General features: G+C 63.2%; 14 protein-coding genes. 7 read left to right on the top strand and 7 right to left on the bottom strand.

Annotation, left to right across the window (positions count from 1 at the left end; genetic code table 11):
* Nucleotides 1–78: 78 nt before the first annotated feature.
* A complete protein-coding gene (locus AC6CH8_RS22145) occupies nucleotides 79–816 on the top strand; it encodes a class I SAM-dependent methyltransferase (RefSeq protein WP_498192377.1) in 738 nt (245 codons plus the stop codon).
* A gap of 68 nt (nucleotides 817–884) precedes the next feature.
* On the opposite strand, the gene AC6CH8_RS22140 is transcribed toward AC6CH8_RS22145, so the two are convergent.
* Both AC6CH8_RS22140 and serS read right to left on the bottom strand, forming a co-directional pair.
* Nucleotides 885–1,934 carry a hypothetical protein gene (locus AC6CH8_RS22140; RefSeq protein ID WP_498192376.1) on the bottom strand — a complete coding sequence of 350 codons (1,050 nt, stop codon included), beginning with the start codon at nucleotides 1,932–1,934 and terminating at the stop codon, nucleotides 885–887.
* A gap of 162 nt (nucleotides 1,935–2,096) precedes the next feature.
* Nucleotides 2,097–3,377 (bottom strand): serine--tRNA ligase, encoded by a 1,281-nt coding sequence (gene serS, locus AC6CH8_RS22135; protein ID WP_017198243.1) that lies wholly within the window; start codon nucleotides 3,375–3,377, stop codon nucleotides 2,097–2,099.
* A gap of 112 nt (nucleotides 3,378–3,489) precedes the next feature.
* On the opposite strand from serS, the gene AC6CH8_RS22130 reads away from it, so the two are divergent.
* Nucleotides 3,490–4,551: a diacylglycerol/lipid kinase family protein gene (locus AC6CH8_RS22130; protein ID WP_498192375.1), complete on the top strand. Its 1,062-nt coding sequence runs from the start codon at nucleotides 3,490–3,492 to the stop codon at nucleotides 4,549–4,551.
* Here the strand turns inward: AC6CH8_RS22130 and AC6CH8_RS22125 are convergent.
* The 3 genes from AC6CH8_RS22125 to AC6CH8_RS22115 all read right to left on the bottom strand — a co-directional run bounded on the left by AC6CH8_RS22125 (nucleotide 4,548) and on the right by AC6CH8_RS22115 (nucleotide 6,174).
* Nucleotides 4,548–4,778, bottom strand: a complete 231-nt coding sequence (locus tag AC6CH8_RS22125) for a hypothetical protein (RefSeq protein ID WP_054808662.1) — start codon at nucleotides 4,776–4,778, stop codon at nucleotides 4,548–4,550. The genes AC6CH8_RS22130 and AC6CH8_RS22125 overlap by 4 nt on opposite strands.
* A gap of 106 nt (nucleotides 4,779–4,884) precedes the next feature.
* A complete protein-coding gene (gene pheA / locus AC6CH8_RS22120; protein WP_498192374.1) occupies nucleotides 4,885–5,817 on the bottom strand; it encodes a prephenate dehydratase in 933 nt (310 codons plus the stop codon).
* Nucleotides 5,818–5,847: 30 nt separating this feature from the next.
* Nucleotides 5,848–6,174 carry a rhodanese-like domain-containing protein gene (locus tag AC6CH8_RS22115; RefSeq protein ID WP_178994762.1) on the bottom strand — a complete coding sequence of 109 codons (327 nt, stop codon included), beginning with the start codon at nucleotides 6,172–6,174 and terminating at the stop codon, nucleotides 5,848–5,850.
* Between the two features lie 155 nt (nucleotides 6,175–6,329).
* On the opposite strand from AC6CH8_RS22115, the gene AC6CH8_RS22110 reads away from it, so the two are divergent.
* The 3 genes from AC6CH8_RS22110 (at nucleotide 6,330) to AC6CH8_RS22100 (ending at nucleotide 10,066) form a co-directional block, all read left to right on the top strand.
* A complete protein-coding gene (locus AC6CH8_RS22110; RefSeq protein ID WP_420179595.1) occupies nucleotides 6,330–7,073 on the top strand; it encodes a Type 1 glutamine amidotransferase-like domain-containing protein in 744 nt (247 codons plus the stop codon).
* Between the two features lie 25 nt (nucleotides 7,074–7,098).
* Entirely contained in the window at nucleotides 7,099–8,502 is a 1,404-nt protein-coding gene (locus AC6CH8_RS22105) for an amidase (RefSeq protein ID WP_498192373.1), read from the top strand.
* A gap of 64 nt (nucleotides 8,503–8,566) precedes the next feature.
* Nucleotides 8,567–10,066 carry a peptide MFS transporter gene (locus tag AC6CH8_RS22100; protein ID WP_091464444.1) on the top strand — a complete coding sequence of 500 codons (1,500 nt, stop codon included), beginning with the start codon at nucleotides 8,567–8,569 and terminating at the stop codon, nucleotides 10,064–10,066.
* A 203-nt stretch (nucleotides 10,067–10,269) separates the two neighbouring features.
* Here the strand turns inward: AC6CH8_RS22100 and AC6CH8_RS22095 are convergent, their stop codons facing one another.
* Nucleotides 10,270–10,962 (bottom strand): DUF4190 domain-containing protein, encoded by a 693-nt coding sequence (locus tag AC6CH8_RS22095; protein ID WP_364308644.1) that lies wholly within the window; start codon nucleotides 10,960–10,962, stop codon nucleotides 10,270–10,272.
* A 220-nt stretch (nucleotides 10,963–11,182) separates the two neighbouring features.
* Here AC6CH8_RS22095 and AC6CH8_RS22090 point away from each other — a divergent pair, with 220 nt between their 5' ends.
* Nucleotides 11,183–11,938 (top strand): SDR family NAD(P)-dependent oxidoreductase, encoded by a 756-nt coding sequence (locus AC6CH8_RS22090; protein ID WP_091464441.1) that lies wholly within the window; start codon nucleotides 11,183–11,185, stop codon nucleotides 11,936–11,938.
* A 220-nt stretch (nucleotides 11,939–12,158) separates the two neighbouring features.
* Nucleotides 12,159–13,832 carry a phosphoglucomutase (alpha-D-glucose-1,6-bisphosphate-dependent) gene (pgm, locus tag AC6CH8_RS22085; protein WP_420179592.1) on the top strand — a complete coding sequence of 558 codons (1,674 nt, stop codon included), beginning with the start codon at nucleotides 12,159–12,161 and terminating at the stop codon, nucleotides 13,830–13,832.
* A gap of 120 nt (nucleotides 13,833–13,952) precedes the next feature.
* Here the strand turns inward: pgm and AC6CH8_RS22080 are convergent, their stop codons facing one another.
* On the bottom strand, nucleotides 13,953–14,453 hold the full coding sequence (locus AC6CH8_RS22080; protein ID WP_498192372.1) for a 2'-5' RNA ligase family protein: 501 nt from the start codon (nucleotides 14,451–14,453) through the stop codon (nucleotides 13,953–13,955).
* Nucleotides 14,454–14,513 lie beyond the last annotated feature (60 nt).

The raw sequence follows: 14,513 nt of genomic DNA, 5'->3' as shown, positions 1-14,513 counted from the left end.
TGTTCGAAATCCCCGCCGTGCAACGCCGAGGGTGCCGAACAGGAGCAGGCTTCGGTGGTGCAGGGCTAGGGTAGTCGGATGCTCTCACAAATGACCGGCGCTCAGTTGTCGGCACTGTACGACGCGGAAAATCGATGGGCCGAGGATGACGACTTCTTTCTGGCCTTCGTAAATGAGCGGCCGAATGGGCGGGTGTTGGATCTGGGATGCGGCACTGGGCGGATGACCCTGGCGGTTGCTGCGAATGGTCATGCCGTTGTTGGCGTCGACCCAAACCCTGACTCCCTTGCAGCTGCCCGAACGAAGCCCGGCGCTCATGCCGTCACGTGGATTGAAGGCACGTCGGCGGCGATCCCCAACGACGCCATGTTTGAAGTGGCCATCATGACGGCGCACGTGGCCCAAGCGATTAGCCACGACGGCGACTGGTCCCGAACGCTTCTCGACGTCTACCGCGCGCTCGTACCCGGAGGTCGATTTGTCTTCGATTCCCGCGACCCGACGGCGAGGGCCTGGGAGCACTGGGTTCCGGCGGAGACGCGGCATCGGCACACTCTTCCTGATGGCTGCACCGTGGAAACATGGGCCGAAAGTGCTCCAAAAAGCCACGGGCTAGTCTCTTTGACCGAGCACCGCGTCGTTAACGGCGTCCATGAAACCGAGACCTCGGTCCTCGCATTCCGCACTGAAGAACAGCTGCAACAGGATCTGGACACGGCGGGGTTCACTGTGGACCGGGTATACGGCGGCTGGCACGGCGAAGAAGTGGGCAACGGCCATGGTGAACTGATTCTGGTTGCCCACAAGCCCATCTAGATTTCCACCCTGGTTCGAACACCGCGCAGTACAACGGGGAGCGGTGCGAACGAGTGCGGGCTTGAACGCTATCCACGACTCGTCACAAGCAATCGTGGGCGGACGCCCGGGAGCAGTCCTGCACCGATCAGCTTCCGGCGCAGCCTCTCCGGGTTCTCAACGTCTGCCCATCCCCAGCGTGCGAATCCGAACCCCAGGGCACGAATCCGGTCTTCCCGCAGCTTCTCGATGTACACGGCTTCCTCGGCTGTGGCGCCGTTGCGTAGTTCCGGAGTGATGTATTTGGCTTTTCCGTCAAACTCACCCACAACGCCCTTCCGCCCCTCCCTCCCAGGCCACCAGAAATCACTTCGGCCAATGAAGCCGCCCATATCGCTGAAATCGTGCTGCAGCTCCGGCTGTTCGAAGCCGAGAAATTGAAAAGCTGCCCGGCTGAACGACTCTCCGGCAGATTCAGCCGAAGGAGATGCAAGCGAGAACGTTAATTCAGCACGGCGTCGGGCGGCAGCATGAGGGTGAGCTTGGACAGCCGCCGCGATCTGGCCCATGTCCAGGAGATTCGACTCCTGCTCCAATGCCCCCTTCTTCCAGAGCGCCCGCGCTACTCCGTCAGCCACGACTAAGGACTGGCTGAGCGACAAAGAGAACGCCACGTCCAAGGCAGTATTCAAGAGCCCGGTCCCCATGAATTCCCCGAACCTCTCGGGGGAGGCCTCAGGATTGACGAGGTATCGCAGTGGGAAGCCCCTATCCCTAAGAACATGCTGGCTGTCATTACCCGCACTCACTATGGACAAAGTGGGCCTGCGTCGTCCCGAGCGGCTTGGATTCGGAGCAATGCACTCCACGTAGGAGGGTGTCCGCAGGATGGGTATCCCCATGGCGAAGGCAGCAGTTTCCCGGCAAAGGACAAGGCCTGGAATAGCTCTGGCAGCCGCCGCGACCGTCCAAGCGAAGCGAATCCACGACTGAGCCGCGAGCCACCGGGATGTCTCAACGTAGAAGCCGCGACGAATTCTCACCAGCTTGCCTGCCATGAAGCTGCTGTGAACTGCATCCGTCCGGCCCCCGGAACGGAGAATGGCGGGGGTTTCAATGAGGCCGGGTGGTATGTCCATCACTCCACATTGCCCCGCCGCAGGCCATTGTTCAGCCGCAGATCACTCTTATGTGCACAACCAAGGCTGTGGAGGATAGGTGCCTACGAAAAATCCCGCCCTTGTCCGCCACTCGAGCCGTACAACGGTGAGTGGAGCGAACAAGAGCGGGATCGGCGGAGACTAGAGAACCGGCAGAACCTCAAGCCCACCAAGGTACTTCTGCAGTGCCTTGGGGACGTTGACGGAGCCGTCCGGGTTCTGGTGGTGTTCCAGGATGGCAACGATCCAGCGTGTAGTGGCCAGCGTGCCGTTCAGTGTTGCTACGGCACGGGTTCCCTTGGCGACACCTTCGTCATTGACCACGCGTTCACGGATGTTGAGGCGGCGCGCCTGGAAAGTGGTGCAGTTGGACGTTGAGGTGAGCTCGCGGTAAGCGTTTTGGGTGGGAACCCAGGCTTCACAGTCGAACTTGCGGGCCGCGGACATGCCCAGGTCGCCTGCGGCAGTGTCAATGACACGGTAGGGAAGCTCGCATTTGGCCAGCATTTCCTCTTCCCATGCGAGCAGGCGCTCATGTTCGGCAGCTGCTTCCTCAACCGTGGTGTAGATGAACATCTCCACCTTGTTGAACTGGTGCACGCGGATGATGCCACGGGTGTCCTTGCCGTGGGAACCGGCCTCACGGCGGTAGCAGGAGCTCTGCCCCGCGTAGCGGATGGGGCCGGCGGAGAGGTCCAGGATCTCGTCTGCGTGGTAGCCGGCGAGGGCCACCTCCGAAGTCCCCACAAGGTAAAGGTCGTCTTCAGCGAGACGGTAGATCTCGGCGTCGTGCTTTACATCAAAACCGGTGCCCTGCATGGTCTCGGGACGCACCAAAGTGGGGGTGATCATGGGAACGAAGCCGGCATCGATGGCCTGCTCCATGGCCATCTGCAGGAGTGCCATTTCCAGCCGGGCGCCCACACCGCGGAGGAAGTAGAAGCGTGAGCCGGACACCTTGGCTCCACGTTCCATGTCGATCGCGCCGATCAGTTCACCGATTTCCAGGTGGTCTTTCGGTTCGAAGTCCGTGAATTCGCGCGGAGTACCAACGGTTTTGACCACAACGTAGTCATCCTCGCCGCCCTCGGGGACACCGTCCACAATGAGGTTGGGGATGACGCGGAGCAGCTCTTCCTGCTTGGCCTGGGCGGCAGAGGCCTCTGCGGAAGCGGCCTTCACGGAGTTGGCCAGTTCCTTGACCTCGGCCAGCAATGCCTGCTTTTCCTCGCCCTTGGCCTGCGCCACCTTCTTGCCGAAAGCGTTCTGCTCGGCGCGGAGGGTTTCGTGGCGGATCAGGGCAGCGCGGCGATCGGAATCAGCGGAGATGATCGCGTCCACAACGGACTCGTCGGCGCCACGGGCGCGCTGGCTGGCACGGAACTTGTCCGGATTTTCGCTGAGGTCTTTTACGTCGATCACCAGACAAGAGTATCGAATCAGCCACGGATTTCCGGCCCGCAGCGGGCAAAGGTCGCCAGCCCCGACGGCGCGGCCAAGAGGGCACTGCCCAGGAGGATAGTGTTGGAGCACCATGAGCGACTGGATCCTGTACCTGATTCTCGCTGGGGGCGTGGCGTTTGCCGTCTCCAGCTGGTGGGGTGTGCGCCGATTGAGAGCCCGGCACATCAGGAGCGCGGTTCGGGAGGACTCCCACAAGCCCGGCCCGGGGGACCAGCGCGTCGCGGTCATCCTCAATCCCGTGAAAAACAACGCGGAGGTGGCCCGGCAAGCCATCATTGACGCTTGTGATCTAGCCGGATGGGACGCGCCAAAGTTTTTTGAAACCACCGTGGACGACCCCGGATACGGTCAGTCGCGCCAGGCGCTGGCTTACGGAGCCGACGTCGTTCTTGCGTGCGGCGGTGACGGTACCGTGCGCGTGGTGGCCGAGTCGCTGGCCCACAAGAACGTGGCCATGGGCCTCATTCCGCTGGGCACCGGAAATCTGTTGGCGCGCAACGTGGACCTGGACGTCACGGACATCGCCGACTGCATACAGATCGCGTTGTTCGGACATCAGCGCTTCATCGATACGGCCACCATGGGCATAGACAACGACATCACCGGCGAGTCCGCCCAGCACACCTTCCTGGTCATCGCCGGCATGGGCTTGGACGCCGAGGTTGTTGGCGACACCAAGGAAGATCTCAAAAAGAGCGTCGGCTGGCTCGCCTACACGGAGGCAGGCGTCCGCCATCTTCCTGGCCGCCGCAAACGCGTCACTATCACCATGGATGATCAGCCCGAGCAGGCACGGAAGATCCGCAGCGTACTGTTCGCCAACTGTGGCTTGATTCCCGGTGGGATCGACTTCATCCCCCAAGCCATGATCGACGACGGAATGCTGGACATTGTGGTGATGAGCCCGCGTAGCGCCTTCGGCTGGCTCGCCATGTACACAAAAGTCCTCTTCAAGCACAAGGCCAACCTGCCCATGATGAGCTTCTACCGCTCCGGGAAAGTCGTCATCCGCAGCCAGGAACCCATGGCTACCCAGCTCGACGGCGATCCCTCAGGTGAGGCGACAACGGTCACCGTGCAAGTGGAGCCAGGGTCCCTCCTGGTCCGCGTACCGAAGGCAATGACGGACTAGACTGCGCCGACGTCCGGCTGGGCGGCGTTCTTGTCGGCTTCCTCGGTTGCAGCCTTGGCAGCGGCGCGGGCCTCGGCTTGCTCCTTGATCATTGCTTGTTCTTCTTCAAAGCGGAGCCGGTCTGCACGATCGGCTTCATCGCCATTCCAGTCGTCCTGGTTCTCGCCTGTGGGCTTCGGATTGACGATCATGCCTTGGCCGTCTTTGTCATCCCGGTGGACAGACATGACCGCTCCTTTCGTTGGTACATTCATCCATCGTTTATGGATCAGGCAAGCATACGCACAGAAGCATCCTTACGAAAGGGGCCAACGTCCCGGCTGTGGATAGCGCCTAGGAACCCTTTAGGATCGATTCAACCCAGGCGTGCGCCGAGGCAAAGGCAGCGTCGGACGTGTGCGGGGCAACCGTGGCCGGCTGCTTGTCGGCACGCGCGTAGGATCCAAGGAACCGGGTTGCCGGACTGATCCGGTGGAGGCCTGCTAGAGCGTCGGCAACCCGCGAATCGGCGGCGTGACCGTCGGCGTCGATGCTAAAGAAGTAATGACCCAAATACTGTCCCGTGGGTCGCGATTCGATGCGGCTCAGGTTCACCCCGCGGGAGGCGAACTGATCCAGGATCTCCATGAGCGCGCCGGGGTGATCCTCAGGCAACGGCACCACAACAGTGGTTTTGTCCGCGCCTGTGCGGTCCGGAAGAAGACCTGGCTTGCTCACCAAAATGAACCGCGTCACCGCCTCGGGGTTGTCGCCGATGTCCTCGGCCAGAACATTCAGGCCGGGTTGCTCGGCTGCAACCAACGGACCACAAATTGCGGCTTCGTACGGAGTGTCGTCCTCCAGCAGTCCCATGGCGGCGGCCGCCGTCGACGATCCCGGAACGTAATCGGCGTTCGGGAGGTGCTCATCCACCCACAGACGGCACTGCGCCCAGGCATGGCCGTGCGTCGAGATCCGCTTGATATCGGAAACCTCGACGCCGGGCCGCGCCACGAGCACGAAGGTGATAGGGACAAGGGCCTCGCGGATGATCCGGAGCTCTTCGCCCGTGGCAATCGCGTCCAACGTGGCTGTGACGCCACCCTCCACCGAGTTTTCGATGGGGACCATGGCTGCGTCAGCTTCGCCTGCGCGAACCCGATCCAGGGCCGTGTTGACGTTGGTGCATGGAATTCGAGTGGCGTCAGCAGCGCCGGGTACCTGCAGGAGCGCAGCCTCGGTGAAGGTGCCCTCAGGACCGAGGAATGTATAGGTAACCGCTGACATCAAATATTCCTCGCTGGTTATATAACCGGGTTAGAGAACAACCGGCTTCAGGCCATTATCCGAAACCATCGGCTTCCCGGCCTCAAACCACATATCCATGCCACCGGCCACGTTCACAGCAGAGTAGCCCTGCCCCACGAGCCACTGCACGGCGCGGAAGGAGCGGCCACCGGTGCGGCAGATGACGAACAGGTCGTCGTCCGGATCGAGTTCGTCCAGGCGTGCCGGAAGCTGGTCCATGGGAATGTGTCGTGCACCTTCTGCATGCCCGGCCACCCACTCGTAGTCCTCGCGCACGTCCAGGATGCTGGCGTTGGCCGGAATGTCGCCCACAGGCACGGTATCGAAGTCGCTCATGGCGTTCCCTTCCCATCGATTAAGTCCAGCATCCAGCCTAGTCCCCGAGGCGTGCCACCGTAACTCGAAGAGCGGACCGCCCTTGCTTCCCGACGGCCGGACGTTAAGACTGGGACGGAAGCGCTCCCCGACCCTCGGCCCGTTAGGAGTACCCCATGGCTACTGGGCAACCGACCATTCTGGCGACATCCGGCGGTTACAAGCCGGGCGATCGCACCAGGCTCGAGTTCAACCATCTGATGCACTACGCCGTGGAGTTGTCCGGTGTGACCGGCCGCGCCCCACGCGTGACACACATCGGCACGGCGTCCGGTGATCAACGCTGGTGGGCTGCGGAAATGGATCAGGCAGCACGCATCGCGGGGTTCGACTTCAGCCACCTCAACCTCTTCACCATGCCCAACATCGAGGACCCGGAAGCGCACCTCCTGGAGCAGGATGTGGTCTGGGTGAACGGCGGTTCGGTGGTGAACCTGCTGGCCGTATGGCGGGCCCACGGACTGGACGGGATCCTGCGGAAGGCTTGGGAAAGCGGGGTGGTGCTGGCAGGCGTCTCAGCGGGCTCCATCTGTTGGTACCAGGGTGGCGTGACCGACTCCTTTGGCCCTGAGCTGCAGCCCGTCACCAACGCGCTGGGCTTCCTCCCTTACGGAAACGGCGTCCACTACGACTCTGAAGTGCGGCGGGCGCCGGCAATCCACAAGCTGGTGGCCAGCGGCACACTCGGTGAGACGCACTGCACGGACGACGGCGTGGGGCTGGTTTATCGGGGCACGGAACTTGTGGAGGTGGTGTCCGAAGTGAAGAACAAGGCAGCCTTCCGGGTAACCGCAGGTGCCGGCGAGAGCGTGGACGCTGTTGCTGTGGAGGAACGGTTGGAGTCGCGTTTCCTTGGTTGATCCTTACCTGCATGACATTTCGCGAATGACAGCTGTTGAGCTCCGCGATGCCCTGGCATCGGGCGAACTCTCCGCGCGTGAGGCCACCGCGCATTTCCTGTCTGCGATCGAATCGCGGAACAGGCAACTGGGCGCCTTCGTCACCGTCACGGCAGAACAGGCCGTCAAGGATGCCACGACCGCGGATCGGCTGCACGCCAGACTGATCCGCGAGCACCGACAAGACGATCTCGCCCTCCTTCACGGCGTTCCCACCGCGTTCAAGGACCTCACCGATGTGGCTGGCGTGCCCACAACGCACGGCAGCGCTGCCCTCGAGCACAAGCCCGCCCCGGAGGACGGAGCCCTCGCCGCAACCTTGAAGGCCCAGGGTGTCATCTCACTTGGCAAGACACAGGTTCCGGAATTCGGACTTACGGCCTACAGCGAAAACCGCGTCGCACCGCCGTCGCGCAATCCGCACGCCTTGGGGCGAAGCTCCGGCGGCTCGTCGGGCGGCAGCGCGGCAGCCGTGGCAGCGGGGCTTGTTCCGTTTGCACCAGGGACCGACGGCGGCGGGTCCATCCGGATACCGGCCGGTGCCTGCGGACTGGTCGGCTTGAAACCGGGGCGGGGCGTGGTGCCGTCGGGTGCGAGCGCGGGGGATGCAGCCAAGTTGGTGGTTGCCGGACCCCTGGCACGGACCGCTGCGGATGCGGCACTGCTGATGGACGCGCTGGTTCCGCGGAGTGATGCGCCCGACGGCGGTTACCTCGCCAATGTGGGGCGGGCGCAGGAGCCCCTGAGAATCGGCGTGAGCCTGGACAGCCCGTGGGCCGGCGTGTACCCGTTCGAGATCGAGCCGGAAGCGATGGACGCCCTGGAGCTCGGAACCAAGCTGCTGGAGAAGGCCGGGCATAACATCACCGAAGCTGAAATCCGCTATGACAACCGCTATCCCGAGGCGTTCACAACAGCTTGGACTGCCGGCGTCGGGAGTGCCCGGATAGCGCCCCAGCGCGAGGCGCTGCTGACCCCGCTGACCCGGACATTCCGGCGTCGGGCGCAACAGCGGAGCGCGTTGAAGGTCAACGAAGCCCTGAGTTTCCTGCGGCAGTTCGAGCACGATACCGTCACTCAGTATGCCGCGTGGGACGTGATTCTCATGCCGACCCTTGCGCAGACACCGAGGCCGGTTGGATGGTTCACAGGCGGCGGACACAGCGGTGAGCCGTGGCCGAGCGAGTGGGCCGGCGACGCTGATGAGGACTACAAAAGGCAGTGCCAGTACGCGCCATGGTCCTCCATGGTAAACGTGTGCGGACTCCCGGCAATCACCATTCCGGTGCACACCACGCCGAGTGGCCTGCCGATGGGGATTCAGCTGATTGGCCGGTCCGGGTCTGAACTGCTGCTCCTCCAGCTCGCGGCCGTCCTCGAGACCCGCTGAGACCCACTGGCGGTCACGTCTAGCATATGGAAAGTGGTTGCCCCGGGCATTCATCGATGTGACAATGCCCGCAGTCAGTGCCAGCATTGAGAAAATGAGCACACCTCAAACCACGGCTGAGTCCGCAAAGCCAGCGGGCGATACGTCATTCTTCGGCCACCCAAAGATGTTGGCCAGCCTCTTCTCCGTGGAAATGTGGGAGCGATTCTCCTTCTACGGCATGCAGGGAATCCTGCTCTACTACATGTACTTCACCGCCGAGCAGGGCGGTCTTTCCATTGACCAGGGGCTCGCCGCTGGCCTGGTGGGCGCGTACGGTGGTGGCGTTTACCTGTCGACGATCCTCGGTGCATGGCTCGCCGACCGTCTCTTCGGCTCCGAAAAGGTCCTGTTCGGCTCGGCCATCATGATCATGGCCGGCCATGTCGCGCTGGCACTCCTGCCGGGCATTCCGGGCCTGATCGCAGGTTTGGTGCTGGTTGGCATCGGCTCGGGTGGCCTGAAAGCCAACGCCACGGCGCTGGTCGGCAGCCTGTACGGCGAGAAGGACGAGCGCCGCGACGCCGGCTTCTCCATCTTCTACATGGGCATCAACATCGGCGGCCTCATTGGCCCGCTGGTCACCGGTTGGCTGCAGACAAGCTACGGCTTCCACGTCGGCTTTGGTGCCGCAGCCGTGGGCATGGCGATCGGCCTGGTCATCTACTCCCTGGGCCGCAAACGCCTTCCGGAGGAAGCCCACCGCGTTCCCAACCCCCTTCCCGCGAAGGATCGCACAAAGTATGGCCTGATCTTCCTGGCCATCCTGATCGTCATTGGGGTCTTGCTCGGCACAGGGATTGTCAACGCCAACAACCTGGCCCGGAGCATGGCCTACGCCGCAATCGGCGCCGCTGTGATCTACCTGTTCCTGATCTTCCGCAGCCCGCTGGTCACCGCCGTGGAGCGCAAGCGCGTGATCGCGTTCATCCCTCTGTTCATCGCATCTGCCGGGTTCTGGGCGCTGTTCCAGCAGCAGTTCACGTTCATTGCTGTGTACTCGCAGGAGAAACTGGACCGCAACTTGTTTGGCTGGGAAATGCCGGCCGCCTGGGTCCAGTCCATCAACCCGGTATTCATCATCATCTTCGCCGGCGTTATGGCTGCCCTCTGGACCAAGTTGGGCTCCAAGCAGCCGAGTTCGCCACTGAAGTTCTCCGCGGGCCTTTTCATCATGGGCCTGGCATTCCTGGCATTCATCCCGCTGGCCGGCGAGGGCAAGACTCCCCTGCTGGCTCTTGTGGGCATCCTGTTCATGTTCACCCTGGCGGAACTGTTCCTCTCCCCCATCGGCCTGTCTGTGAGCACCAAGCTCGCCCCGCAGGCATTCCACACCCAGATGGTGGCGCTGTTCTTCCTGTCAGTCTCGCTCGGCACCACGCTGGCCGGCATCCTCGCGGGCCTCTACAACCCCGAGGATGAGCTCCCGTACTTCCTGGGCATCGGAGGCGTGGCAGTGGTACTGGCCGTTGGCCTGGCTGCGGCATCGCCCGCGATCAAGAAGCTGATGGGCGGCGTGCGGTAGCTCCCGGCTCCTCCGGACACTCCCCCGACGCCGCGCACATCGGCTGACCACACGCAAACGGACCAGCGCCACCTATATCAAGGTGGCGCTGGTCCGTTTCTGTATCGCCCACGAATTTGGGTGGCCCGGCTGGACCTCAACGACGGCGACCCTTGCGTTAGGTGGTATTCCCACCTGACGCAAGGGTCGCCGTCGTACGCGGTTTAGAAGTTGTTGTTATAGCTGCTGCTCGAGGCGCCGATGGCGATGAAGAAGATGATGCCGAAGATCAGCGTCAACGCCACGCCGATGTAGCCCATCACGAGGCCGGCGATTGCCATGCCCTTGCCCGCGGGCTCGCGCTTCAAGGCGAGGTGGCCCAGGATCACGGCTGCGATCTGCGGCAGGATGAAGAACCCGAAGCCAACGTAGATTGCGATGCCACAGCACATGCTGGCGATGCTCAGGCCCTTGGGCTCAGCTTGCATGGCGTAGTACGCCGGCTGGCCGTACGGCGACTGCGGCTGGCCGTAGGGCTGCTGGCCATAAGGCTGCTGATTGAACGCCTGCTGCTGGTACGGGCTCGGCGGCTGACCATAAGGCGACGGCGGCTGCTGGCTGTAGTCACCCGGCGTGTATGCGCTGGCGGGCGGCTGCGGCTGCGTGTAGAAGTCGTTCTGCCCCTGGGCGTCCTGCGTGTACGGGTTCTGCCCGTGTGCGCTCTGCTCGTAGGGCGGGAGCGGCTGGGTCGCGTTGGCGCCGTGCTCAGGTGCACTCTCGGCTGACGCACCATGACCTGGCGAGTTTTCTGCCGGCGTGCCCGACTCGGGCGCGCTGAACTGTGCGGGCGGAACGTACTGCGGCGGTTCGTAGCCCGCCGGCTTGTCCTCGTTGCCCTTGGATGGCTGGTCTGACATAGGAATCCCCCTGGATTTGGTCTTTGATCCCAACACTACCGCCGCCGGGGGCACCACATAAGGTAACGCGGGTTCCGTGTACATGTCCCGAACAAATGCGAGGAACATCATATTGATGCATACGCATGGAATATTTCCGAGTCGGACTCGGTTTTCATAAGTAGCGCTCAAGCGGCGCTCACTTACGAATCTGCGGGAGCTGTCCCGCGAAGGAGGAATCATGGGTAACTTCGAAGGCAAAACCGCGCTCGTCACCGGCGGAGGCTCCGGCCTCGGGGAAGCGATCAGCAAGGACCTCGCAAAGAACGGCGTCAACGTTGTAGTAGTGGACGTTAACCTCGAAGCTGCCACGCGCGTGGCCGAACAGATTACGGCCGACGGCGGCAAGGCAGTCCCGTTCCAAGGCAACACTGCTGTGGCCGAGGACAGCAAGAAAGCAGTCGACTTCGCCGTGGAGAGCTACGGGGCGCTTAATTACGCCGTCAACAATGCCGGTATCGGCGGGGCCAGCGCTCCTGTCGGAGAAATCGACATCGAGGACTGGGACCGGGTCATCGCCATCAACTTGAGCGGCGTCCTCTACGGAATGCGCTACCAAGTCCCGGCCATCCTTGCCGCAGGCGCGTCCGAGGGCGCCATCGTGAACATGGCATCGATCCACGGCGCTGTCGCAGCTCCCGGCAATGCGGCATACACCGCGGCCAAGCACGGCGTGGTGGGCATGACCAAGAATGCTGCGGCGGAATACGGAGCCCAGGGACTTCGCGTCAATGCAATCGGCCCCGGCTACATCGATACTCCCTTGTTGGCTGCCGCACCGAAGGAAGTTGTCAGCGGGCTCGAAGCAAAGCACCCGCTGGGCCGTCTGGGGCAAGCTGAGGAGATCGCGAACGTCACCACGTTCCTCCTCTCCGATAAGGCCAGCTTCATGACCGGCTCGTACGTACTCGTCGATGGCGGCTACACCGCCGTCTAGCGTTATCCATTGTCGCTTCGCCCGGTTCGTTGGCTCCTTTTCGGGCTTCGGGACCGGGGCGGGGCGATCTTTTTTTGGCTAGCAGCCGCCCGTGAACGCGAAGTGAATCTTTGCCGCCTCGCCCATGGCACGGGCGCAGTAGCGGCGCCATTCAGCGTCACAGGGGCCGGATCCCGGACATTTCGTGTCAGCGGGCCCCAGTTCTGGCATGCTGGACCCCATGGCTAGCCGAGCGGGCACAGTTGCCCTTCCCCAGGACCTTGTTGACATCACAGCCCTGCTGGACGCGTATTTCGACGTAACTCCGGATTTGGGCGACCCTGCGCAGCGCGTGGCGTTTGGAACGTCCGGGCACCGCGGATCCAGTTTGAAGGCATCCTTCAACGAGCCGCATATCCTCGCGATCACGCAGGCAATCGTTGAATACCGTGGCCGTCAGGGCATCACAGGGCCGCTGTTCATCGGCCGCGATACCCACGCCCTCAGCGAGCCTGCACAGAACTCCGCGCTGGAGGTACTGGCTGCCAATGGCGTGACCGTCCTGGTGGACGCCCGCCACGGTTACACCCCGACGCCGGCGCTGAGCCACGCGATCCTCAAATACAACCGCGAAGCCGCGCCGGGTACACCCCAGGCTGACGGCATCGTGGTCACCCCCAGCCACAACCCGCCCGGCGACGGCGGCTTCAAGTACAACCCGCCCCACGGTGGTCCCGCCGATACCGACGCCACGGGATGGATCGCCGACCGCGCCAACCAGCTCCTCGAGAACGGCCTCCGCGGCGTCAAGCGGATGCCGCTGAACGATGCCCTGGCCGCTGACACCACCGGCAAGTTCGACTTCCTTTCCAGCTACGTGGATGACCTACCGTCCGTGCTGAACCTGGACGCGATCCGCAACGCCGGGGTGCGCATTGGCGCTGATCCCATGGGCGGCGCCTCCGTTGACTACTGGGGCGAGATCGGTGAGCGCCACCAGCTCAACCTCACGGTTGTGAACCCCACAGTTGATCCGCAGTGGGCTTTCATGACCCTCGACTGGGACGAGAAGATCCGCATGGACTGCTCGTCGCCGTCGGCCATGGCGTCCCTCATTAAACGGATGGCCGCGGGCGCCGATGGCACCGCCGCTTATGACGTCGCCACGGGGAACGACGCCGACGCCGACCGCCACGGCATCGTCACACCTCTTGTTGATGGGGTGGGTGGGCTGATGAACCCGAACCACTACCTCGCCGTCGCCATTGATTATCTGTACCGGAACCGCAGTGGCTGGAACCCGGAGTCCGTGGTGGGCAAGACTCTGGTGTCGTCGTCGATTATTGACCGTGTTGCCGCCGGTCTCGGCCGCAAGCTGGTCGAGGTTCCCGTGGGCTTCAAGTGGTTTGTTCCGGGCCTTCTGTCCGGCGAGGGTGCCTTCGGTGGCGAAGAGTCAGCCGGCGCGTCTTTCAACAAGCTCGATGGCAGCGTGTGGACCACGGACAAGGACGGCATCCTGCTGGCGCTGCTGGCGTCCGAGATCACGGCCGTTACGGGTCAGTCTCCGTCGCAGCTGTACAAGGGACTCACCGACCAGTTCGGCGCACCCGTTTACGCCCGCATCGACGCTGCCGCCACTCGCGAGCAGAAGTCCAAGCTGGGCAAGCTCTCTGCAGCCGATGTCACCGCTACTTCCCTTGCCGGCGAAGAGATTACGGCCAAGCTCACCGAGGCTCCCGGCAACGGCGCCTCGATCGGCGGCCTCAAAGTGGTCACCGAGAACGCCTGGTTCGCGGCCCGTCCCTCCGGCACCGAAGACGTGTACAAGATCTACGCAGAGTCCTTCAAGGGCGCCGACCACCTCGCGCAGGTTCAGCAAGAGGCAAAGGCGCTGGTGGACGGGGTTATCGCGTAGGGGCAAATTCGCGCCGCCATGGCCGCGGCTTCTTCCGCTGACGACACGCATATCCGCTAGCGACACTGAAACGGGCTGAGGCCGCCGTGATATGGGCGGCCCCAGCCCGTTTCTGTGTCCTCAGCGGCTCTCCGCGTCCTGCGTCCAGAGCCTGAGGATTCGGCGGATGGTGTGGTCACCTTCCGGCGCCATGTCCACCAGCGCTACCTGGTCAAGCACGACGACGTCTCCGGACTTGGGGCGCTTGCCATCGTGGTGCGAGATGTGCGGCCGATACCGTTCCAAGACGTAGTTGGGAGTGGCAATGCGCCCGCCTACGGTGTTTGCTGCGTCGACGATCTCCTCATGAAGGCCCTGAAGCAGCGGATTGTGCTCGATCAGGCTCACCGGGATGGACCCCATATGCCCGAAACCCGCCTCTTCGCCCACTCTCAGCCGGGTGCCTAGCGCACCCTTGACGGGCGCTTCGGCCAAGGCCGCGAGGACATCGGCGACGTCGGCACTCACGTCAGCGCCGACGTCGAACCTTAACAGCGTGATATGAAGCGGCCAGTCGCTGCGCGGAAACACCAGCCCCGGCGAGACGGGCTCCGTGAACGCCACCCAGATGAGGTTCCGCATAGGCATAGTTTGCCACCACGCCGGACAAACCATCTCTCACATCCCGGCCCTAAATCCTGA

It is taken from the genome of Paenarthrobacter sp. GQ52 (assembly GCF_059759005.1).
Note: the sequence above shows the minus strand (reverse complement) of the source record. Positions and strands in the feature narration are given on the sequence as shown.